The sequence below is a fragment of the Micromonospora sp. MH99 genome (assembly GCF_021442385.1).
Taxonomy (GTDB): domain Bacteria; phylum Actinomycetota; class Actinomycetes; order Mycobacteriales; family Micromonosporaceae; genus Micromonospora.
The window spans coordinates 88,812-109,827 of the sequence record NZ_MUZA01000005.1 but is presented as its reverse complement, the minus strand read 5'-3'; the positions used below and the strand labels follow the sequence as shown (position 1 = coordinate 109,827).

Annotated in this window: 20 protein-coding genes; 7 read left to right on the top strand and 13 right to left on the bottom strand. The window is 72.1% G+C overall.

Features of this window, described 5'->3' with window-relative positions; translation table 11 throughout:
• Nucleotides 1-105: 105 nt before the first annotated feature.
• Nucleotides 106-2,934 (bottom strand): PQQ-dependent sugar dehydrogenase, encoded by a 2,829-nt coding sequence (locus B0E54_RS04465; protein ID WP_234581959.1) that lies wholly within the window; start codon nt 2,932-2,934, stop codon nt 106-108.
• Nucleotides 2,935-3,022: 88 nt separating this feature from the next.
• Nucleotides 3,023-4,306, bottom strand: coding sequence for a ThuA domain-containing protein (locus tag B0E54_RS32700; protein WP_308195335.1), 1,284 nt, complete (start codon nt 4,304-4,306; stop codon nt 3,023-3,025).
• Between the two features lie 312 nt (nt 4,307-4,618).
• Here B0E54_RS32700 and B0E54_RS04455 point away from each other — a divergent pair, with 312 nt between their 5' ends.
• Nucleotides 4,619-4,966 (top strand): hypothetical protein, encoded by a 348-nt coding sequence (locus tag B0E54_RS04455; RefSeq protein WP_234581958.1) that lies wholly within the window; start codon nt 4,619-4,621, stop codon nt 4,964-4,966.
• Between the two features lie 24 nt (nt 4,967-4,990).
• Here B0E54_RS04455 and B0E54_RS04450 read toward each other — a convergent pair whose 3' ends face one another.
• Nucleotides 4,991-5,719: an alpha/beta fold hydrolase gene (locus B0E54_RS04450; RefSeq protein ID WP_234581957.1), complete on the bottom strand. Its 729-nt coding sequence runs from the start codon at nt 5,717-5,719 to the stop codon at nt 4,991-4,993.
• A 120-nt stretch (nt 5,720-5,839) separates the two neighbouring features.
• Nucleotides 5,840-6,583: a cyclopropane-fatty-acyl-phospholipid synthase family protein gene (locus tag B0E54_RS04445; RefSeq protein WP_234581956.1), complete on the bottom strand. Its 744-nt coding sequence runs from the start codon at nt 6,581-6,583 to the stop codon at nt 5,840-5,842.
• A gap of 105 nt (nt 6,584-6,688) precedes the next feature.
• Here B0E54_RS04445 and mug point away from each other — a divergent pair, with 105 nt between their 5' ends.
• Nucleotides 6,689-7,258, top strand: coding sequence for a G/U mismatch-specific DNA glycosylase (mug, locus tag B0E54_RS04440; protein WP_234581955.1), 570 nt, complete (start codon nt 6,689-6,691; stop codon nt 7,256-7,258).
• Here mug and B0E54_RS04435 read toward each other — a convergent pair.
• Nucleotides 7,255-7,758, bottom strand: a complete 504-nt coding sequence (locus tag B0E54_RS04435; RefSeq protein ID WP_234581954.1) for an SRPBCC family protein — start codon at nt 7,756-7,758, stop codon at nt 7,255-7,257. The genes mug and B0E54_RS04435 overlap by 4 nt on opposite strands.
• A complete protein-coding gene (locus tag B0E54_RS04430) occupies nt 7,755-8,117 on the bottom strand; it encodes a helix-turn-helix transcriptional regulator (protein WP_234581953.1) in 363 nt (120 codons plus the stop codon). The genes B0E54_RS04435 and B0E54_RS04430 overlap by 4 nt, the downstream gene beginning before the upstream one ends.
• Before the next feature lie 92 nt (nt 8,118-8,209).
• Here B0E54_RS04430 and B0E54_RS04425 point away from each other — a divergent pair, with 92 nt between their 5' ends.
• Nucleotides 8,210-9,307 carry a calcium:proton antiporter gene (locus B0E54_RS04425; protein ID WP_234581952.1) on the top strand — a complete coding sequence of 366 codons (1,098 nt, stop codon included), beginning with the start codon at nt 8,210-8,212 and terminating at the stop codon, nt 9,305-9,307.
• 49 nt (nt 9,308-9,356) lie between these two features.
• On the opposite strand, the gene B0E54_RS04420 is transcribed toward B0E54_RS04425, so the two are convergent.
• The 3 genes from B0E54_RS04420 to B0E54_RS04410 form a co-directional block, all read right to left on the bottom strand.
• A complete protein-coding gene (locus tag B0E54_RS04420; protein ID WP_234581951.1) occupies nt 9,357-10,613 on the bottom strand; it encodes an RNA polymerase sigma factor in 1,257 nt (418 codons plus the stop codon).
• Nucleotides 10,614-10,617: 4 nt separating this feature from the next.
• A complete protein-coding gene (locus B0E54_RS04415) occupies nt 10,618-11,010 on the bottom strand; it encodes a YciI family protein (RefSeq protein ID WP_234582035.1) in 393 nt (130 codons plus the stop codon).
• 170 nt (nt 11,011-11,180) lie between these two features.
• Nucleotides 11,181-11,543 (bottom strand): hypothetical protein, encoded by a 363-nt coding sequence (locus B0E54_RS04410; protein WP_234581950.1) that lies wholly within the window; start codon nt 11,541-11,543, stop codon nt 11,181-11,183.
• A 212-nt stretch (nt 11,544-11,755) separates the two neighbouring features.
• Between B0E54_RS04410 and B0E54_RS04405 the strand changes: the two genes are divergently transcribed.
• Together B0E54_RS04405 and B0E54_RS04400 are read left to right on the top strand one after the other, a co-directional pair.
• A complete protein-coding gene (locus B0E54_RS04405) occupies nt 11,756-12,499 on the top strand; it encodes a neutral zinc metallopeptidase (RefSeq protein ID WP_234581949.1) in 744 nt (247 codons plus the stop codon).
• 121 nt (nt 12,500-12,620) lie between these two features.
• The gene (locus B0E54_RS04400) at nt 12,621-13,271 is read left to right on the top strand and encodes an HAD family phosphatase (RefSeq protein WP_234582034.1); all 651 of its coding nucleotides are present in this window, start codon (nt 12,621-12,623) and stop codon (nt 13,269-13,271) included.
• A 54-nt stretch (nt 13,272-13,325) separates the two neighbouring features.
• On the opposite strand, the gene B0E54_RS04395 is transcribed toward B0E54_RS04400, so the two are convergent.
• The 4 genes from B0E54_RS04395 to B0E54_RS04380 form a co-directional block, all read right to left on the bottom strand.
• Nucleotides 13,326-15,881, bottom strand: a complete 2,556-nt coding sequence (locus B0E54_RS04395) for an ABC transporter permease (RefSeq protein WP_234581948.1) — start codon at nt 15,879-15,881, stop codon at nt 13,326-13,328.
• Complete coding sequence (locus B0E54_RS04390) at nt 15,881-16,648, bottom strand: ABC transporter ATP-binding protein (RefSeq protein WP_234581947.1); 768 nt, start codon at nt 16,646-16,648, stop codon at nt 15,881-15,883. The genes B0E54_RS04395 and B0E54_RS04390 overlap by 1 nt, the downstream gene beginning before the upstream one ends.
• A gap of 354 nt (nt 16,649-17,002) precedes the next feature.
• Nucleotides 17,003-17,689 (bottom strand): response regulator transcription factor, encoded by a 687-nt coding sequence (locus B0E54_RS04385; RefSeq protein WP_234581946.1) that lies wholly within the window; start codon nt 17,687-17,689, stop codon nt 17,003-17,005.
• A gap of 169 nt (nt 17,690-17,858) precedes the next feature.
• Nucleotides 17,859-18,773, bottom strand: a complete 915-nt coding sequence (locus tag B0E54_RS04380) for a PD-(D/E)XK nuclease family protein (RefSeq protein ID WP_234581945.1) — start codon at nt 18,771-18,773, stop codon at nt 17,859-17,861.
• 140 nt (nt 18,774-18,913) lie between these two features.
• On the opposite strand from B0E54_RS04380, the gene B0E54_RS04375 reads away from it, so the two are divergent.
• Together B0E54_RS04375 and B0E54_RS04370 are read left to right on the top strand one after the other, a co-directional pair.
• The gene (locus tag B0E54_RS04375) at nt 18,914-20,005 is read left to right on the top strand and encodes a site-2 protease family protein (RefSeq protein ID WP_374109240.1); all 1,092 of its coding nucleotides are present in this window, start codon (nt 18,914-18,916) and stop codon (nt 20,003-20,005) included.
• The gene (locus tag B0E54_RS04370; protein ID WP_374109239.1) at nt 20,002-21,003 is read left to right on the top strand and encodes a tRNA (adenine-N1)-methyltransferase; all 1,002 of its coding nucleotides are present in this window, start codon (nt 20,002-20,004) and stop codon (nt 21,001-21,003) included. The genes B0E54_RS04375 and B0E54_RS04370 overlap by 4 nt, the downstream gene beginning before the upstream one ends.
• Nucleotides 21,004-21,016 lie beyond the last annotated feature (13 nt).

Here is a 21,016-nt window from a genome sequence, read left to right as displayed (position 1 = left end):
CCCGAGGCGACGACCGGAAAGGAGCCGGGGCGGACGGTTCGCACCGCCCGCCCCGGACTCCCGCCGTTCAACGGCCCGGCCGCCGACCAGGCCGGGTACCGCCGCCTAACTGCCCAGGACGAACTTCTCCCAGGCTCCCACCGACGTGCGGTTGGCGATCAACGAGCTCGCCCCGGCGTTCTCGGCGCACACGATCTGGTTGTTGACCGTGGCGCGCAGGCTCACCGTCCCATCCGAGTTGGTGATGAGCTGGAACGTCTCCGACGTCCCGATCGACGTGCCGCTGGCGACCAGCGCTCCCGCGCCCGCGTTCGTGGCCGAGACGTAGAGCCCGTTGGCGCGCGACCGCAGCGCGATGTTGCCGTTGCCGGCGTCCACCCGGTCGAACTGCTCGGTGCTACCGACGCTGGCCTTGTTGGCGATCAACGCGGTGGTGCCGACCGCCGACACGTACTGGTTGTTGATTTGGGCCCGCAGCGTGGTCACCGGCGTGCTGGGGGTGCCGGTGGCGAAGGTGAACGCGTCAACGTCGAACAGGTAGCCCGACCCGCCCTTGAACACCAGGTACAGCGTTGTCGACGCGCTGGGCGGGTTGCTGATCGTGCCGGACACCTCGGTGAAGGTCTCCCAGTTGCCGGTCACCGGCACCGTGACAGTGCCCAGCAGGGTGCCGGTGGCCGAACCGGTCCGCACCTCGATCGTGCCACCCGCCCCGGCCGACGACGCCCGCACGGTGATGCGGTTCGCACCGGTCAGGTTGTACGGCTGGTACGAGATCCAGTCGTTGTTCTCGATGAACCCGGCGGTACGACCACCCTCGGCGCTGGTGTGGTCGGTCGCCTGCACACCCGACTGGGCGCCGAAGTGCTCACCCTGGCGGTGCTTCGGCTGCAGCGTCTTGATGCTGTGCGTGGTCAGGCCGCCGTTGTCGGTGTAGGCGGCGTCGAAGACCCCGTAGATGTTGGCCGCCGCGTCGTGCTCACCGTCGGTCGGGACGGTGATCGAGCCGCTGCACCCGTTCTTCGAGGTGATCTGGTGGGCGTGGCTGTCGTGGCCCAGCGCGTACGTCATGCTCACCTTGGAACAGTCGATGGTGCCGTCCTGTGGGTCGCTCACGCTGATCTGGTACGACACGGTGTCACCGAAGCTGAACAGCTGCCCGTCGACGGGCGAGGTCAGCGTCACCGTCGGCGCGGTGTTGCCCACGGTGACGACCAGGCTCGCCGTGCCGGACAGGCCGGTCGGGTCGGTGACCTTCAACGTGGGGGAGTAGGTACCGTTGGTGGTGTACGTCTTGGTGGGGTTGGCCGCCGTCGACGTGGTGCCGTCACCGAACGTCCACAGGTAGCTCAGCGCCCCGCCCTCGGGGTCGGAGCTGCCGGCCGACGAGAAGTTCACGGTCAACGGGTTGGCCCCCGACGTCGGGTTCGCCGAGGCGACCGCGATCGGGTTGCGGTTGCCGCCGCCGATGTACTCGATCCGGAACAGCGCCTGGTTGTTCGAGCCCGTGCCGTAGTCCAGCACGTACAGCGCGCCGTCCGGGCCGAAGGCCATGTCCATGACCTGCGTGCCGCTCCACGGGAACGAGGAGATCTCGCCGCGGGAGCCGTCGGAGTTGATGGCGATGGGCTTGATCCAGCGGCGGCCGTACTCGCCCGCGAAGAACAGGCCGTTCAACGACTGCGGGAACTTGACGCTGGAGTTGAGCGAGGCGTCGTACCGGTACACCGGCCCGGCCATCGGCGACTCGGAGCCGCTGCCGAACTCCGACGGAGACCCGGAGTCGCCGGCGTACTTGATCCAGGCCGGCTTCGCCGCGGGCAGCGTGCCCAGGCCCGTGTTGCGGAACGAGTTGTTGGTCGGCCCGCCCGTGCAGTTGTACTTCGACTGCGACGGCCCGGACGGGAAGGTGTATTCATTGTATGTTTCGGTGCTCGTGTTGCTGCCCGTGCAGTACGGCCAGCCGAAGTTGCCGGGCGCCGTGATGCGGTTGAACTCCACCTGACCCTGCGGACCGCGGCTGGAGTTGGTGCTCCCGGCGTCCGGGCCGTAGTCGCCGACGTAGACGACGCCTGTGGCCTTGTCGACGCTCATCCGGAACGGGTTGCGCAGACCCATCGCGTAGATCTCCGGACGGGTGTTGGCCGTGCCGGGCGCGAACAGGTTGCCCGACGGGATCGTGTATGTCCCGTCCGCCTGCGGCTTGATCCGCAGCACCTTGCCCCGCAGGTCGTTGGTGTTGCCCGCCGAGCGCTGGGCGTCGAACTGCGGGTTGCGGTTGGTCCGCTCGTCCAGCGGCGCGTAGCCCGACGACTCGAACGGGTTGGTGTCGTCGCCGGTGGTCAGGTACAGGTTGCCGGCGGCGTCGAAGTCCAGGTCACCGCCGACGTGGCAGCACTGTCCACGGTCGTTGGCGACCTGGAGCACGATCTTCTCGCTGCTCATGTTGACCGTGTCGTCGCTGTTGAGGGTGAACCGGGACAGCCGCAGGTGCCCCTTCCACCGGTCCCAGTCCGACTGCGTGCCGGTGGTGGGGGCATCCCCGGACGGGGTGCTCAACGTGGGCGAGTAGTACAGGTAGATCCACCGGTTGGTGGCGAAGTTGGGGTCGACGGCGACGCCCTGCAACCCCTCCTCGTCGTGCGTGTAGACGGACAGGGTGCCGGAGACCTTGGTGTTGCCGGCCACGTCGGTGACCCGCAGGACGCCGTTGCGGGCGGTGTGCAGCACCGAGCGGTTGGGCAGAACGGCCAGGGACATGGCCTCGCCCAGCTCGGCCGAGCCGGTGGCGAGTTTGACCTGCTGGTAGTCACTGGCGGGGATCACCACCGCCTGCGCGGCGGTGGAGGGCGCGACTACTGCCAGGGTCACACTCGCGACGGTGGTGACCGCCGCGACGAGTGCCCGGGACCAGCGCCGGGATTTCGAAAGCATGATCGTCCTTCCTCGACGACCAGGGCCGGGGCGTGCGGGGGCGCACCACGGCCAGGTGAGGGTGGTGGGGAGCTAGCCGCGGAGCGGGTCAGTTGGTGACGAAGTCGAACTTCTCCCACTGACCGATGGAGGTCCGGTTGGCGATCAGCGGGGACGCGCCAGCGTTGTCGGCGGCCACGTACCGGCTGTTCACGGTGGCCCGCAGACTCACCGTGCCGTCGGAGTTACGGATCAGCTGGAACGTCTCCCACGCGCCGGCGGTGGCCCGGTTGGCAATCAGCGCCGAGGCCCCGGCGTTCTCCGCCGCGACGAACTGTCCGTTGCTCTTGGCGCGCAGCGCGACGTTGCCGTTGGCGAGGTTGACCACCTCGAACCGCTCACTGGTGCCGGCGGAGGTCTTGTTGGCGATCAACGGCGTGGTGGCGTTGGGGGCGCTGACGTACTGGTTGTTGGCGCGGGCCCGCAGGGTGGAGCCGGTCGCGGCCGGCGGCGGGGTGGTCGGCGGGGCCGTGGTCGGCGGCGGGGTGGTCGGCGGCGCCGTGGTCGGCGGCGGGGTGGTCGGCGGCGCCGTGGTCGGCGGCGGGGTGGTCGGGTTCGTCGAGCCCGGCGAGCAGTTGGCGCTCACCGAACCCGCGGCGACCTGCAGGCCACCGAGCAGCATCCGGGTGAAGTTCGGGTCGCTGTACGACGCCTCGGTGTGCCCGAGACCCGTGTACCAGGCCCGACCGCCGCCGTACGCCTTGCACCAGGTGATCGGGTGGTCGCCGTTCATGTTGCCGCCGCTGTAGGACGACTCGTCGAGGCTGGCCAGGACCCGTGCGCTGGACCGGGGGTTGGTGCGGTAGTTGTACCACTCGTCGGAGCGGACCCAGGTGGCGCCGAGGTGCGCGGTCGACGGGTTGGTCCGGTCCTCGATCTTCACGGTCGCGGTCTGGATCGCCGGGTGCGAGTCGAACCACGCGCCGACGAGTTGGCCGTACCACGGCCAGCTGTACTCGGTGTCGGCCGCGGCGTGCACGCCGACGTACCCGCCGCCGGCGGCGATGTACTGCTCGAAGGCCGTCTGCTGGCTGGAGTTGAGGACGTCGCCGGTCGTCGACATGAAGACCACTGCCTGGTACTGGGCCAGGTTGGAGGTGGTGAACTGGCCGGCGTCCTCGGTGGCGGTCACGCTGAAGCCGTTGGCAGCGCCGAGCTGCTGGATGGCCGCGACCCCGGTCGGGATGGACGAGTGCCGGAAGCCGGCGGTCTTGCTGAACACCAGCACCTTGGTCAGCGGTGCGGCCGAGGCTGTCGTGGGAAGGGTTATCAGGCCGGCCATCAACACGGCCAGGCCGGTGACGAATGCCAACAGGCGGGGACGGGAACGCATGGTCCTGCTCCTTAGCTGAGCGTCGACCCCGAGGGGTGCGCGAGGGCACGCCCGGGGCCAGGGTGGCGGTGGTGCGGAAGCCGGGCCGCCGATGCTCGGCTGATGTGGAGCGGTGATGTGGAGCGGTGGTGACGTGCGATTGGCCAGCCGATGACTCCGACCAACCTCTGTGGACGGTCACAGTGCATCGACTCACATCGCTGACGCAGTAAACCTCCGATGTCTGCGCCCCGTCAAGCCCACCCGCTCCGGCCTGGGACGCACCACGGCACCCGCAGCGCCGGAGCCGGGGCGGGACGTAGGGTCGGCGGTATGTCCACCGACGAAGATCGCGAGCGCCTCGCCGGGCAGCTCGCGGCGCTGCCGGTCCGTGAGCTGGTCGACGTCCTGCGGCGTGCCCTGCCGGGGTTCACGCAGGAGGCGTACGGCATGCGAACGGTGCTGACCCTGGCCAACGTCACCTGGTTCGAGGACGACGTCGAGCCGGGCCTCGACGTCGAGCTGGTCGCCTGGCCCGACCGCGACTACTACGGCGGCGAGCTCGGCCTGGATCAGGGCCTGTGGGAGAACGGCAGGTGTCCACGCTGCGATGTGGAAATCACCTCGAACGCCAAGCGCGCGCACTGCCCGTACTGCGGCACCGCGTGCGCCCTGACCTGACGGTGCGCGCCCGCGTCGCGGTGGTCAGCCTCGGGTGTCCGGCTGCGGGTCGCGAGTGCCCCTGGTCGCCATGAGGATGAGGTCGGCGATCGCCTCGGGGTGCGTGACCATGGCGAGGTGCGAGGAGTCGACCTCGATCGTCGTCGCGTTCATCCGCTCGGCCAGGAACCGCTCCAGCTCGGGCGCGGTGGTCCGGTCCGCCGTGGAGACGGAGTAGTAGCAGGGCCGGTCCCGCCAGGCCGCGACAGTCGTGCGGCCGGCGAAGAGGTCCCCTGCGATCGGCCCCTGAGCCGCGAAGAGGGAACGCGCACGGGTCTCGTCGACGCCGCCGGCGAAGTCGTCGAGGAAGGCCTTCTCGCTGAGTTGCGCGAAGCCGTCGTTGTGCACGAGCCCGGCGTTCGCCGGTGGGGTGGGGAACCGCGCCGCGAGCGCCGTGAAGTCCTCTCCGGCGTCCGGCACGCGGGCGGCGACGTACACCAGGGCGGTGACCTTGGGGTGGTTGCCGCCCTCGCTGATGACAGTGCCCGCCCAGGAGTGCCCCACCAGCACCGTCGGCCCGTCCTGCCGGTCGAGGGCGCGGTTGGTGGCCGCCACGTCGTCGGCCAGGGAGGTCAGCGGGTTCTGCACCGCGGTGACCGTCAACCCGGCCCGCTGCAGGAGCGGAATGACGTCGGACCAGGAGGAGCCGTCGGCGTAGGCGCCGTGCACCAGGACCACGTTGTTGACGGGCCCGGTCGGGGTCGTGCCGCTCATCCGCACCTCCGCACACGACGACGCCGAGGCACGGCCCGGCCGCCGACGACAGGTCTCGTCAGCACTCTCCCTCATCGCGACGCGGTCGGTGGGCGAAACGGGCAGCTTGCGCCGGTGGCGTCAGCGACCGAGGACGAGGTACGCGAGGCCCAGGACGCCCCGGTAGCCGCCGACGTACTGGCGCAGCCGGTCGTCGAGTTCCGCGCGGACCTGGTCCGCGCGGGGATCCTCGGGGTACGTCAGCAGCCACTCCTGCCGGCCCGCGAGCCAGGTGGACTCGAAGTCGTCCCACTCCCGCTGGTCGGCGGCGCTCAGGTGCAGCAGCCGCCACCCCCGCGCGCGGGCGGCCTCGACGAGGCCCGCGAGATCGGTGACGTCCGCACCGAAGATCCGTGTGGCCTCGGCGGTGGGGTCGGACTGCCAGTACCCCTCGCCGAGCAGCAGCCGCCCGCCCGGGCGGACCACGCTGGCGAGCGTGTCGAGAGCCGCGCCGGTGCCGCCGAAGACGTGCGCCGAGCCGATGCACAGGACCCGGTCGGCCGGCTCGTGCCAGGCTGCCGCCTCGCCCATCACGAAGGCGACGTGCCGGTTCAGCGACTTCTCGGCGGCGAGCCGGCGCCCCCGGGCGAGAGCGGCCTCGTCGGTGTCGACGCCGACGCCCCTCGTCGCGACGGGGCCCGCCACGCCGCCGGCGGCGACGGCGCGCAGCAGCAGCTCGCCCCAGCCGCAGCCCAGGTCGAGTACGCGCGCGCCGGGGCGTACGTCGAGTCGTCGCAGCAGCAGGGCGGCGTGCTCCTCCGAGAGCGGCGTGTTCCAGAGCATCCGCGCGTACCGGCTGGCGGCGAGGTGGTCGGTGCTGTGCATCCGTCCAGGGTGTCAAGTCGTGATCACCGGCGCGCACCGGGTGGGGTGCGTTCGGGTTGCGCGCAGGTCGGGACGGGTGCCGGAGCGTACGCAAGGATCGGTGTGATGGACGCGGGCGCGGCGCAGCCCTGGCGGCCGCCGACCCGCCACGAGGTCGCGGCCGCGGCCGGTCGTGGCCTGGTGGACGTGATCGGCCCGGGCCTGCGGGTGCTGTTCTGCGGCTTCAACCCGGGCCTGTACTCGGCGGCGGTGGGGGAGCACTTCGCCCGCCGGGGCAGTCGCTTCTGGCCGGCCCTGCACGGCGCCGGCTTCACCGACCGGGAGCTGCGCCCGTGGGAGCGCGCCGAGCTGCTCGCGCAGGGGCTGGGGATCACCAGCCTGAGCAACCGGGCCACCGCCCGCGCCGACGAGCTGACCCCGGCGGAGCTGGTGGCCGGGGTGACCGGGCTGGCGGTCAAGGCCGAGCGGCACCGGCCGAGGTGGGTGGCGATTCTCGGGGTGACCGCGTACCGGATCGCGTTCGTCCGGCCGAAGGCCGGGCTGGGCCCGCAGCCGGAGCGGCTGGGCCCCGCCCGGGTCTGGGTGTTGCCCAACCCCAGCGGCCTGAACGCGCACTTCCCGCTGCCGGCGCTGACGGCCGAGTTCGCGGCGCTGCGGCGGGAGGCGGGTCCCTAGGCGCCGTCGGTGGCCAGCGCCCGGTAGTAGGGGGTCATGGCGGGGTGGTACTCGTAGAACTCCGGTCGACGGGAGCCCTCCCGCGACGCAACGAGCATGTCCAGGTAGTACTCCCAGCCGGCGCCCACCTCCGCGATGCCGTCCAGGCTGGTGAGGCGCTGGGCGAAACGCAGCTCGGTGGTGCCGTCGGTCTCGGTCAGCGCGAACTCCAGCAGCCAGTTGCCCGAGCCGTCGATCATCGAGACGCTCAGACGCCGCTGCGGCTCACACACCTCGATGCGCACCTCGCACCAGGGCTGCTGCTCCTCGTACGCCATCTGGACCCGGATGGTCCGGCCGGGCCCGGCGTCGCCCTCCCACGGGCCGAACCAGCGGGCCGTGCGCTCCGACTCGGTCAGGCTGGCCCACACGTCCGCCGCCGGGGCGCGGAAGGTGCGGGTCAGGACGAGATCGTGGCCGGTGGCGGTGCGGAACAGGCGGCCAGCGGGTGTACGGGTCATGCGATGTGCTCCGTTCGGTGTGCCGCCGGGCCGCGGGCGCGGCGTTCCCGGCGGGTGCGATGGACCTCGGTCTCCAGGGCGTCGAGGCGCTGCTCCCACTGCTCCGCCGCGGTGAACCCGGCGAGCCAGTCGATCAGCGCGGCGAGCGGGCCGGGGTCGAGCCGGTAGATCCTGCGGCGGCCGACCAGCTCGTCGCGGACCAGCCCGCTCTCCCGCAGCACCCGCAGGTGGCGACTGACCGCAGGGCGGCTGATGGCGAACCGTTCGGCGATCTCACCGGCGGCCAGCGGCGCGTCGCGCAGCATGGTCAGGATGCGCCGCCGCACCGGGTCCGCGATCGCGGTGGCCACCTCGTCCACGCCGAAAGCGTAACTCATAGGTTACGGGTCTGCGCCCCCGGCGTCGCGTCGATGGTGGGCACATGATCACGTGACCTGGCACTCTTGACGGCATGCCAGCCCAGCTTCGATCCCGCCTGCTCGATTGGACCGTCGCCGTACCCGTACTCGCGGTGCTGGTGTTGCTCGTGACCTGGGGGCGAGAACTTCCCGCCCCCATCGTCGTGGTGGTCGCCGCGTTGCTGGGCGGCGCGGTCCTCGCGGCCGTGCACCACGCGGAGGTGGTCGCCCACCGGGTGGGGGAGCCGTACGGGTCGCTGGTGCTCGCCGTCGCGGTCACCGTGATCGAGGTCGCCCTCATCGTCACGCTGATGATCAGCGGGCCGGAGAAGACCCAGTCGCTCGCCCGGGACACCGTCTTCGCCGCCGTCATGATCACCTGTAACGGGATACTCGGCCTGTCCCTGCTGCTCGGGGCGCTGCGTCGTCGCGTCGCGGTGTTCAACCCCGAGGGCACCGGCGGGGCGCTGGCCACCGTGATCACCCTGGCCACCCTGAGCCTGGTCATCCCGACGTTCACGGCCCGGCCCGGCCCGCAGTTCAGCCCGGCCCAGCTCACCTTCGCCGCCGTCGCGTCGCTGGCGCTCTACGGGTTGTTCGTGCTGGTGCAGACCGGCCGGCACCGCGACTACTTCCTGCCGGTCGACAGCCAGGGTCGGGTGATCGACGCGGAGGAGCACGCCAAGCCGCCGACGACCCGCGCCGCGCTGGTCAGCCTGGGGCTGCTGCTGGTGGCGCTGGTCGCGGTGGTCGGCGACGCCAAGACCGTCTCACCGACCATCGAGGCCGGCGTCGCCGCGGCGAACCTGCCGCACGCGTTCGTCGGCGTGATCATCGCCCTGCTGGTGCTGCTGCCGGAGACCCTGGCCGCCGCCCGCGCCGCGCGCCGGGACCGCGTGCAGATCAGCCTCAATCTCGCCCTCGGCTCGGCGATGGCCAGCATCGGCCTGACCATCCCGGCCATCGCCATCGCCTCGATCTGGCTGGACGGCCCGCTGCTGCTCGGCCTCGGCGGCACCCAGCTCGCGCTGCTCGCGCTCACCGCGGTGACGGCGGTGCTGACCGTGGTGCCGGGGCGGGCCAACGTGTTGCAGGGCGGCGTGCACCTGGTGCTGCTGGCCGCGTTCGTCTTCCTGGCCGCCAGCCCCTGACCTCCTCGGCGTCGCGCCCCTCAGCGCCGATCCGTCACCGGCGGTCGGCTCAGCCGGCGGTCGGCGGGTCGTCCGCCAGCCGGTCCGCGCGGGCGTTCAGGTAGCGCTGCTGCGCCAGGTTCGTCGAGCGTGCCGCCGCCATCCGGTACGCCTCCCGCGCCGCGACCCGCTCACCGGTCAGCTCCCACAGGTGGGCGCGAGCGGCAGGCAGCCGCGGATCGTCGGCCAACCGGACGTCGTCGGCCAGGTCGGCCAGCAGCGTCAGGCCGGCCGGCGCTCCACGGCTCATGGCCACCGCCACCGCGTGGTTGAGCGCCACGACCGGATTGTCGGACAGGCCGAGCAGCACCTCGTACAGGGCGGTGATCTGCGTCCAGTCGGTGGCCGCCGCGCTCGGCGCCTCGTCGTGCACGGCCGCGATCGCCGCCTGGAGCTGGTACGGCCCGACCACCCCGCGCGGCAGCGCGCTGGTGATCAGGGCGACCCCCTCGGCGATCTGGTCGGCCCGCCACCGGCCGCGATCCTGCTCGGCCATCGGCACCAACTCGCCGTGGACGCCGATCCGCGCCGGTGCGCGGGCGTCGGTGAGCAGCATCAACGCGAGCAGCCCTGCGACCTCGGGGTCGTCGGGCAGCAGCCGGTGCACCAGCCGTGTCAGCCGGATCGCCTCGGCGGTCAGGTCGGCGCGCAGCAGTCCCGGACCGGCGGTCCGCGCGTACCCCTCGGTGAAGATCAGGTAGAGCACGTGCAGCACCGCGGCGACCCGGTCGGCGCGCTCGGCCCCGGTCGGTGGCGCGAACCGCAGGCCGCTGTCGCGGATGCGCTGCTTGCCCCGGCTGATCCGCCGGCTCATCGTCGCCTCCGGCACCAGGAACGCGCGGGCCACCTCGGCGGTGCTCAACCCGCCCACCGCGCGCAGCGTCAGCGCGATCTGCGATGCCGGCGTCAGCGCCGGGTGGCAGCACAGGAACAGCAGGATGAGCGTGTCGTCGGCGTCTGCCGGGGGCCGGTCGGCGGGCGGCGCCCACCACTGCTCCGGCAGCACCCAGCGCGCCGCCGTCTCCTCCCGCCGCGTCCGCGCCTGGTCGCGCCGGAGCAGGTCGGTGAGCCGCCGGGACGCGACGGTGATCAGCCACGCGCGGGGATTCTCCGGTACGCCGTCGCGCGGCCACGCGTCCGCCGCCGCGATCAGCGCCTCCTGCACCGCGTCCTCGGCGGTGTCGAAGTGCCCGTAGCGGCGGACCAGCGCGCCGAGGACCTGCGGCGCCAGCTCGCGCAGCAGATCCTCGACGGGCGTCGCCGGCACCTGGTCAGCCGGCCAGGTCCTCGACGCCGTCCAGCACCGGCCGCACGTCCACGTACGCGCCGGGGCTGTCCGGGTCGACCAGGCCGGCGGCGATCTCGGTGGCCCGGTCGAAGCTGGCGCACTCCACGATCGTGTAACCCGCGAGCACCTCCTGCGTCTCCGGGTACGGGCCGTCGGTGATGACGGACGCCCCGTCGCGTACCCGCACGCGACGGGCGTGCACCGGCTCGCTGAGGCCCCGCGCGTCGACGAGTTCCCCGGATTCGGCGAGCGCCTGGTGGAACGTCTCCATGTGCTGGTGCATGGCCGCGATCTGCTCGGCGGACATGGCCGGTCGGTCGGACGCCCGCCCCGACAGCACGTCGTAGTCCTGCTGCGACCCGTAGAGCAGAATCATGTACTTCACGGTGGCCCTCCTGTCTCCGGTGCCGCCCCGGCACCGCTCACCGGAAACGTCGAACCCAACCCCGCTCCCCGGACATTCCCGCCCCCACCAGACCCGTTGACCAGAAAGTTGTTGCCCCGACACGCCGCGTCCGAGGGCAACAACTTCATGATCGACGGGGCTTACTGGCCGTAGGAGAGGCGGAGGCGGTTGTTGATCAGGTAGTTGAGGCGGTGCCGCAGGTAGCCGAGGGTGCTCTCGCTCGGTAGGTCCGCCTCGGTGGTCAGGGTCCAGCGCAGCGTGCAGTCCCCGCCGGGCAGGCCGTGCGTCACATCGAAGCGGATCCGGTCCAGCGGCCGGTGTGGCCACAGCGACGACCACACCAGCAGCACCGGCGCGTAGCCCGCCACCACCCGGGGCGGCACCTCGTCGTCGCGCAACTCCAACCACTGACGACTGCCGGCCTCGTACGGGTCACGCAGCGACCGCCACACGACATGCGCCGGGGCCGGTTGGCTTCGTCGACGGCTGCCCAGCACGTGCACGTCGCCCTCCTCCCGAGGACGGCCACGTCCGCCCCGGGCCATTGTGGCGGCCAGCGCCGGCCACGTGAACCGCCCGGCCGGTCTGCGGGTCGAGCCGCCCGGCCGGCCCGCCCGTGAACCGCCCGGCCCGGTGGTGCGTGGGATCCGATGGGCGTGGCGGTCGTACCGTCGGGGTACTGCGCCGTGCGAGCGCCGAGGTCTGGGGAGGCACAGTGGGGCCATGGTCAGGACGCGACGCCCGGGGGCCCCTGGCGGGCCTGGTGGTCGCCGCGCTGGTGTCGCTCGCCTGCGCCGGCGGTGGGCTGGCCGAGCCGGAGGGCGAACGCCCGGGAGCGAACCCGTCGGCCGCCTCGCCGGGGCCGAGCACCACCCGCGCCGACAGCACCACGAGCGTGGCCGAGTTCAAGCAGGACGTCGCCGACGCGCAGGCGGTCGCCGAGCGCTACTGGGCGGGCCAGTTCAAGGCGTCCGGCAAGCGCTTCCAACCCATCCGGCGGGTCACCCCGTACCAGCGGGCCGGCGAGGTGTCCTGCGGCGGGCAGCCGCTGCCCCGCAACAACGCGGTCTACTGCTCGCAGGGCGACTTCATCGCGTACGACGTCGCCTGGTCGGTGGCGGCGTTCCGCGAGGTCGGTGACGCGTTCGTGTTCTACCTGCTCGGCCACGAGTACGCCCACGGCATCCAGGTGCGCCTCGGCATCAACTACAGCTACACCATCCAGCAGGAGTTGCAGGCCGACTGCATGGCGGGGGCGTACCTCGGCGATTCGGTGCGCTCCGGCGACCTGAGCCTCGCCGAGGGCGACCTGGACGAGTTCCGGGAGGGGGTGGCGGCCGTCGGCGACGACCCCGACCAGCCGTGGTTCGCCGAGGGCGCGCACGGCACCGCCGAGCAGCGCACCGACATGTTCTTCCGCGGCTACGAGCGTTCGCTCTCCGAGTGCGGCCTGGGCTGAGCGGGGTTGCCCGGATCACCCCGACGCCCGTTGCCGCCACCGGCCACGGGCCGTGCTGGCAGGATCGCCGGTGTCGCCCACGACCCTGGAGGATCCGCTGAGCAGCCAACACCCCGCCGCCGTGCTCTTCGACATGGACGGCACGCTGGTGGACAGCGAGAAGCTGTGGGACGTCGCGCTGCAGGAACTGGCGCGCGAGTACGGCGGTGACCTCTCCGCCGACGCCCGCCGGTCGATCGTCGGCACCGCCATGGCCGAGTCGATGCGCATCCTGCACGACGACCTGGGGCAGCCCGAACGGGATCCCGAGGTCAGCGCGGCGTGGATCAACGCCCGGATCCTGGACCTGTTCCGGGCCGGTCTGCCCTGGCGGCCGGGGGCGTTCGACCTGGTGCACGCGGTCCGCGCGGCGGGAATCCCCACGGCGCTGGTCACGTCCAGCCCGCGGGCCCTCGTCGAGATCGCCCTGGACACCCTGGGGCGGGACACCTTCGACGTGGTGGTCGCCGGCGACGAGGTGGTCGCGGCCAAGCCCCACCCGGAGCCCTACCTGACCGCCGCGCGGCTGCTCGGCGTGCCGATCGAGCGGTGTGTGGCGATCGAGGACTCGCCGACCGGGGTGGCCAGCGCGCTCGCCTCCGGCGCGGCCGTGCTGGCCGTACCCGCCGAGGTGCCGTTGCCCGACGGGACCGGCGTACACCAGGTGGAGAGCCTGACGGGCGTGGACCTGGAGGTGCTCGCGGCCCTGCTGGCCGACCGCGCCGTGGCCTGAGGCGAAAAAAGGGGGACCCCGCAAGTGCGGGATCCCCCTTTTTCCTGCCCGACGTCAGTCGTGGGCGATCGCGCCCAGGACGTTGATCCGGGCCGCCCGCACGGCGGGCAGCACCGCCGCCACCACCCCGATGATCGCGGCGAGACCGAGGAAGACGCCCATCTGCCCCCACGGCAGGATCAGGTCGGTGATGCCCTCGTCCTTGAGCGCCTCGACCACTGCGGCGCCGAGGCCGCTGCCGACCGCCACGCCCAGCAGCGCGCCGAACACGGAGATCACCACCGCCTCGACCGTGATCATGCCCATGGTCTGCCCGCGGCGCAGGCCGATGGCCCGCAGCAGCCCCAGTTCCCGGGTCCGCTCCAGCACCGACAGCGCGAGGGTGTTGACGATGCCCAGGACGGCGATCACAATGGCCAGCGCCAGCAGGATCTGGATCATCGTGAGCAGCCCGTCGAGCGAGCTCATCTGCTGCTGGATGAACGCGTCCCGGTCGGCCACCGACACCTCGGGGCTGTCCGCGAGCAGCGCCTCCACCTGCGGCTGCACGTCGGCCACCCGGGCGCCCGGCGCCAGCTGGATGAAGCCCTGGATGGGCTGCGGGATGGCGAAGTCCTTCGCCGCGGTCGCCGGCAACGTCACCGGGTTGGTCAGCTGCGACGACTCGTAGATGCCGCTGATCGTGTACGTCCGGGCCTCGCCCCGGGTGAGCTGCACGTTCACCGTCGAGCCGACCGACCAGCCACGGGACTTGGCGGTGTCGGAGCTGGCGAGCATCTGGGTCGGTCCGAGCCGGTCGATGTCACCGGCGGTGGCCTTCGCGCCGAAGATCTGCCGCAGCGACGCGACGTCGCTGCTCGCCGCCACCCAGGTGCCCTCGCCGTTGATCCTGGCCATGTCGCCGTACTCGCCGTCGACCAACTGCACGCCGGGCAGGGCCTTGGCCCGGTCCAGGACACCCGGGTCGAAGCTCGGCGGACGCGGCCCGCCCTGCTGGCCGGAGATCACCAGCTCGGCCTTGATGGTGTCCTGGGCGAGGGCGCTGATGCTGCCCTTGGCCGAATCGAGGATCACCGTGACGCCGGTGACCAGCGCGATGCCGACCATCAGCGCGGCCGCGGTGATCGCGGTGCGGCGCGGGTTGCGCCCCGAGTTCAGCCGGCCCAGTTGGCCCGGCACCGACCAGGAGAAGATCGCGCCGAGCAGGCTCACCACCGGCCGACTGATCAGCGGGGTCAGCAGCGCCACGCCGATGAAGGCGAACAGCACCCCACCCAGGATGGTGGACAGAGTCTGACCACCCGCGTTGCCGCTGAGCCCAAGGAAAAGCAGCAGCGCGCCGATGCCGGTGACCACCGACCCGGCAACCGTGATCTTGGTCAGCGGCCGGTCCGGGGTCGCCACGTCCTGCATGGCGGCGATCGGCGGGATCCGGGATGCCCGCAGCGCCGGCAGCAGCGCCGCCACCACGGTGATCACCAGACCGACGCCGAAGGAACCGATCACCGCTGCCGCCGGCACGCCGATCCCGGCCAGGGTCAGCCCACCGGCCAACTTGCCGAACAGGAACGCCAGCAGCGCCCCCACACCGATGCCGGCCGCCAGGCCGAGCACCGACGCGATCAACCCGACCGCGATGGCCTCCAGCACCACCGAACCGATGATCTGTCGGCCGCTGGCGCCGATCGCGCGCATCAGCGCCAGCTCCCGAGTCCGCTGCGCCACGATGATCGAGAAGGTGTTGAGGATCAGGAACGTGCCCACCAGCAGCGCCACCGCGGCGAAGCCGAGCAGGATCTTGTTGAAGAAGGACAGGCCCTCCTTCAGCCCGGCAGAGGCGTCCGCGGCCACCTGCTTGCCCGTCTTGACCTCGAAGTCCGCGCCCAGGGTCCGGGCCAGGTCGTCGCGCAGCCGCTCGTCCGAGACACCGTCGGCGGCGCGCAGCGTGATGCTGCTGAACGTGTCCGGCTCGCCCAGCATCAGCCGCTGCGCCACCGGCGTGGTGAAGAAGACCTCGTTGACCCCGCCGATCGAGTCCCGGTCACCGCTGTAACCCATGATCCCGACCAGGGTGAAGTCCCGCTTCTTCGACTCGAACGCGGTGAGCACCCCGACCTTCTGGCCGACCTGCACCTTCGCGGCCGTGGCCAGCGCCTTGTTGAGAACAATCTCGTCCTCGGCCTGCGGCGCGCGCCCCTCCCGCAACTGCATCAGGTCGGTCTCGCCGATCCAGTTCTCGCCCAACTGGGGCGGACCGAACGAGGTGATCACCTTGCCGTTGCTGCCGATCACCCGGGCCCCGTCGGCGTTGACGATGCCGGTCGCCGAGGCCACGCCCGGCACCTGCTTGACCCGGTCCACCACGGCGGCCGGCAGCGGAGCGGCGGTCTGCTCGCCCTCCATCTCGTCGACCTGCACCTTCGGCTTCGCCGCGACGTTCACGTCGATCTCGGAGAAACCGTCGGCGAAGACCGAGTCGAAGGAGCGGCCCAGCGTGTCGGTCAGCACGAACGCGCCGGAGACGAACATGACCCCGAGCACCACCGCCAGCCCGGACAGGATCAGCCGGACCTTGCGGGCCAGCAGACTCTTGAGTGTCGCCCGGAACATCAGTTGCCCACCTCAGCCGGGGTGTCCAGCTTCTTCATGGTGTCCAGCACCGTGTCGGCGGTCGGCTCGATCAACTCCGAGACGATCTGCCCGTCGGCGAGGAAGACCACGCGATCGGCGTACGCCGCGGCGGTCGGGTCGTGGGTGACCATGACGATGGTCTGGCCGTGCTCACGCACGGAGTTGCGCAGGAAGCCGAGCACCTCCGCGCCGGAGCGCGAGTCCAGGTTGCCGGTCGGCTCGTCCGCGAAGATCACGTCGGGGCGGGAGACCAGCGCCCGCGCACACGCCACCCGCTGCTGCTGACCGCCGGAGAGCTGCGCCGGTCGGTGGTCCAACCGGTCCTGCAGGCCCACCGTCTTGATCACCGTGTCGTACCAGGCCGGGTCCGGCTTGCGACCGGCGATCGACAACGGCAGCAGGATGTTCTCCTTCGCGGTGAGCGTCGGCAGCAGGTTGAACTGCTGGAAGATGAAGCCCACCTTGTCCCGGCGCAGCTTCGTCAGCCCCGAGTCACCGAGGCCGGTGACCGTCGTCGCACCGATCGACACCGTCCCCCGGGTCACCGAGTCCAGACCGGCCAGGCAGTGCATCAGCGTCGACTTGCCGGAACCCGACGGGCCCATGATCGCGGTGAAGCGGCCACGTTCGAACTCCGCGCTGACCCCCCGCAGCGCGATGACCTGAGCCTCGCCGCTGCCGTACACCTTCCACACGTCGTTCGCCCGGGCCGCGGCCTGCGCCTGCTGGCCTACCGTCGCGGTCACGTCATCTACCTCTTCCGTCTGTCCGAATCTCACGCCGCCCCCCGATGGTCCGGCGTGACCGTTCAATCATCGGCGCTGCTCGCGCCCGCCCCGTCCGCCCCTGGGGGGACCCGGCGCGGATTTCTCGCTGCGGGTGCACCCCCATGCCGCATCAGGGTTGCCCCTGACCCGGCCGCCGATCGACAGGTTTCCCGACCGACGAAACACCGCCGGACACGACACTTCCCCCGTACGCCACAGGAGGGTCAACCGCGCCGAGCCGTCTACGGTCACGGTAGGTGAGCACGGCAACAGCGCCGTCCCCCCACGGAGGGATCTTCGAGTACGCCGGGTGGGGTAGCCGCCGCGTGTCCGCTACGCCCGGGGGCGGACCAGACCCGACTCGTACGCCAGCACGACCGCCTGCACCCGGTCGCGCAGCCGCAGCTTGGTCAGCACATGCCCGACGTGGGTCTTGACGGTGGTCTCGCTCACCGACAGCACCGCGGCGATCTCGGCGTTGGACAACCCCCGGGCCACCTGCACCAGCACCTCGCGCTCCCGGTCGGTGAGCGCGCTGAGCGCCGCCGACGGCGTCGCCGCCGGATCCGGCAGCAGGTCGGCGAAGCGCTCCAGCAGCCGCCGCAGGATCCGCGGCGCGACCACCGCGTCCCCGCCGGCCACCGTGCGGATCGCCGCGATCAGCTCCTCAGCGGGTACGTCCTTGGCCAGGAACCCGCTGGCGCCCGCGCGCAGCGCCCCCACCACGTACTCGTCGAGGTCGAACGTGGTCAGCACCAGCACCCGCACCGGCAGGCGGGAGTCGACGATCGCCCGGGTCGCCGCCACCCCGTCCATGCGGGGCATCCGGATGTCCATCAGCACGACGTCGGGCAGGAGCCGCCGGGACAGCTCCACCGCCTCCACACCGTCGCCGGCCTCCGCCACCACGTCCAGGTCACCCGCGGCGCCCAGCACCATCCGGAAGCCCGTGCGCAGCAGCGGCTGGTCGTCGGCGAGCAGGATCCGTACCGGTCGTGCCGGGGCCACCCGATCGCTCATGTCGTCTCCCGTCCCGCGTCGCCGGTCACCCTCGCGTCCACCGGCGGACGCGTCGCGGACCACGGTAGAGGTCGGCCGGGCGCCCTGTCCCGACCGAGCCCGCACCGCTGCGGTCGGGTCCGCGCCGCGCGTGTCACCGTCGCGACGGTCGGACCGCCGGGCCGGACGGTCACTCGTCGGCGCCGGGCACCACCGGGGCGGATCGGGCGTCACGCAGCGGATCGGCGTTCGCCGCCGCGACGGGGAACGGCGGCGGAGTGCCACCGAAGGTGGGGCAGATCGCCTGGTGACTGCACCAGTCGCACAGCCTGCTCGGACGGGGTCGGAAATCCTGCCGGGCGGTGGCCTGCTCGATCGCCCGCCACAACGCCACCACCGTGCGCTCGAAGCGGACCAGCTCCTCGGCGTCGGGGGTGTAATCCAACACCTCGGCGTCGCGCAGGTAGAGCAGACGCAGCACCCGGGGCACCACCCCCCGGGTGCGCCACAGCACCAGCGCGTAGAACTTCAGCTGGAACAGCGCCCGCGCCTCGAACGCCTCCCGGGGTGCGCCGCCGGTCTTGTAGTCGACCACCCGCAGCGCGCCGTCCGGGGCGACGTCGAGCCGGTCGAGATAGCCCCGGATGAGCAGCTCCTCGTCGACGACCGCCGAGATCAGGCTCTCGCGTTCGGCCGGCTCCAGCCGGGTCGGATCCTCCACCGCGAAGTAGCCCTCCAGCAGCCCCGCCGCAGAGCGCAGGAACTCCACCGGGCCGGCCGGCTCGGCGCCGTCGAAGATCCCGGCCAGCTCCGGTTGCTCGGTGACCAGCCGGTCCCACTGGGGGGCCACCAGGTCGCCGGCCGCGGCCGGCGTGCGGGCCTGCGCGGGCAGGTCGAACAGCCGCTCCAGCACCGCGTGCACCAGCGTGCCGCGGGCCTGCTCGACGGTCGTGCGCTCCGGCAGCCGGTCGATGCTGCGGAACCGGTAGAGCAGCGGGCAGGTCTTGAAATCCGCCGCCCGCGACGGGGACAGCGAGGCCCGCACCGTCGGCGGTGTCTGTGCCGGGGTGAAGGACTGGGGGGTGGTGACCGGTTCCGCCGTCATGTCCGCAAAGGTTAGGGCACCGGTGTGACACCGCCCGCCGCCCGCCCCACGCCGGGCCGGTCCGTAGCATCGGTGCGATGGAGCAGAGATCCCGGCCACCACGTCGGTCCGACCGGCGATCCGGTCTGAGCGTGGGTCGTGTGCTCGGGGTGCCGTTGCACCTCAACGCCTCGATGCTCCTGCTCGCCGTGCTGGTCGCCGTGCTCTACGCCGAGTTCGCCCGCCGGCAACTGGACCTGCCGCAGGTCAGCGGCTATCTGATCGGCTTCGGGTTCGTGGTGTCACTGCTCGGCTCGGTGCTGCTGCACGAGCTGGGTCACGCGCTCACCGCCCGCCGCTACGGCATCGGTGTGCGCGGGATCACCCTGGAACTGCTCGGCGGGTACACCGAGATGGAACGGGACGCCCCGACGCCCAAGGTCGACCTGCTGGTGTCGCTGGCCGGCCCGGCGGTCTCCGCAGTGCTCGGCGTCCTCGCGGTCGCCGCCACCGTGGCCCTTCCCCAGGGCACAGTGGCCCACCAGCTCGCCTTCCAGCTCGCCCTGAGCAACGTCATCGTGGCGCTGTTCAACATCCTCCCCGGGCTGCCGCTGGACGGCGGGCGTGCCCTGCGCGCCGCCGTGTGGGGCCTGACCCGCGACCGGCACCGCGGCACCGAGGTCGCCGGCTGGGCGGGCCGCGTCATCGCCGTCGGCACCGCCGCCCTGGTCGGCCTGCTGACCGTGACCGACTACCTCGTACCGGTGGCACTGCCACTGATGCTGCTGGTGGCCGTCACGCTCTGGCGCGGCGCCGGCCAGTCGATCCGGGCCGCGCGGGTCAGCAGGCGGTTCCCGCTCATCGACCTGTCCCGACTGGCGCGGCCGATCTGGCCGGTACCCACCGGCACACCGCTGTCCGAGGCCCAGCGCCGCCGCGCCGAGGGCGGGCAGCCCACCGCCGCGCTGCTGGTCACCGACTCCACCGGCCGCCCCGTGGCGCTGGTCGACCCGGCCGCCGCCGCGGCCGTCCCCGCCGAGCGCCGACCCTGGCTGGCGGTGGACGCCGTCGCCCGCGCGCTGGCCGCGCTACCCACCCTTGCGGTCGGGCTGGACGGCGAACGGGTGATGGAGGCCGTGCAGACCCACCCGGGCGCGCAGTACGTGGTGACGTCAGGCGAAGATGTCGTCGGCATTCTGCACATCGGGGACCTGGCACAGCTCCTCGAACCCAACCGGAAGATGACATCGTGACCGCAACTCCCTCCACCGTCGCCGCCGACCCCGCCAACCCGGCGCTGACACCCGTGCACCGTGGCCCGTTCCGGCCCGGCGACCGGGTGCAGCTGACCGACCCCAAGGGGCGGATGCACACCGTGACGCTGGAGCCCGGCAAGGAGTTCCACACCCACCGCGGCATCCTGGCCCACGACGCGCTGATCGGGCTGCCCGACGGCAGCGTGGTGACCACCTCCGGCGGCGGCACCGCCTTTTTGGCGCTGCGCCCGCTGCTCTCGGACTACGTGCTGTCCATGCCCCGCGGCGCCCAGGTGATCTACCCGAAGGACTCGGCGCAGATCGTCGCGATGGGCGACATCTTCCCCGGCGCGAAGGTCCTCGAGGCCGGGGCCGGCTCCGGCGCGCTCAGCTGCTCGCTGCTGCGCGCGGTAGGCACCGAGGGGGAGCTGCACTCGTTCGAGCTGCGCGACGACTTCGCCCAGATCGCCAAGCGCAATGTCGAGGCGTTCTTCAACGGGCCGCACCCCTCCTGGAACCTGCACGTCGGCGACGTCGCACAGTGCCAGGAGACCGGCTTCGACCGGATCATCCTGGACATGCTCACCCCCTGGGAGACCCTCGACATGGTCGAGCGGGCGCTGGTGCCCGGCGGCGTGTTCATCGGCTACGTGGCCACCACGCCCCAGCTCTCCGAACTCGTCGAGGCGCTGCGCGAGCGCGGCGGCTGGACCGAGCCCCGCGCCTGGGAGTCGCTGGTGCGCGACTGGCATGCCGAGGGCCTCGCCGTCCGCCCCGACCACCGGATGATCGCGCACACCGCGTTCCTGGTCTCCGCGCGCAAGCTCGCCCCGGGCGTCACCGCGCCGCCGCGCCGCCGCAAGCCCAGCAAGGGCACCGAGGCGTACGCGCAGCGCCGGCAGGACCTGCGCGAGGCCGAGGCGGCCCGGCAGGCGGCCGCCGCCAGGGCCGCCGACGCGCAGCCCGACGCGACGGGGGAGATGGACAGGCCGTGACCATCGGCGTGCG

Bases quoted from the DNA above. Each gene is read 5' to 3' on its own strand.
- B0E54_RS04450 (WP_234581957.1), bottom strand. From the start codon at position 5,719: ATGAGCGGCACGACCCCGACCGGGCCCGTCAACAACGTGGTCCTGGTG.
- B0E54_RS04455 (WP_234581958.1), top strand. From the start codon at position 4,619: ATGTCCACCGACGAAGATCGCGAGCGCCTCGCCGGGCAGCTCGCGGCG.
- B0E54_RS04435 (WP_234581954.1), bottom strand. From the start codon at position 7,758: ATGACCCGTACACCCGCTGGCCGCCTGTTCCGCACCGCCACCGGCCAC.
- B0E54_RS04385 (WP_234581946.1), bottom strand. From the start codon at position 17,689: ATGAGCGATCGGGTGGCCCCGGCACGACCGGTACGGATCCTGCTCGCC.
- B0E54_RS04415 (WP_234582035.1), bottom strand. From the start codon at position 11,010: ATGATTCTGCTCTACGGGTCGCAGCAGGACTACGACGTGCTGTCGGGG.
- B0E54_RS04445 (WP_234581956.1), bottom strand. From the start codon at position 6,583: ATGCACAGCACCGACCACCTCGCCGCCAGCCGGTACGCGCGGATGCTC.
- mug (WP_234581955.1), top strand. From the start codon at position 6,689: ATGGACGCGGGCGCGGCGCAGCCCTGGCGGCCGCCGACCCGCCACGAG.
- B0E54_RS32700 (WP_308195335.1), bottom strand. From the start codon at position 4,306: ATGCGTTCCCGTCCCCGCCTGTTGGCATTCGTCACCGGCCTGGCCGTG.
- B0E54_RS04465 (WP_234581959.1), bottom strand. From the start codon at position 2,934: ATGCTTTCGAAATCCCGGCGCTGGTCCCGGGCACTCGTCGCGGCGGTC.
- B0E54_RS04395 (WP_234581948.1), bottom strand. From the start codon at position 15,881: ATGTTCCGGGCGACACTCAAGAGTCTGCTGGCCCGCAAGGTCCGGCTG.
- B0E54_RS04425 (WP_234581952.1), top strand. From the start codon at position 8,210: ATGCCAGCCCAGCTTCGATCCCGCCTGCTCGATTGGACCGTCGCCGTA.
- B0E54_RS04380 (WP_234581945.1), bottom strand. From the start codon at position 18,773: ATGACGGCGGAACCGGTCACCACCCCCCAGTCCTTCACCCCGGCACAG.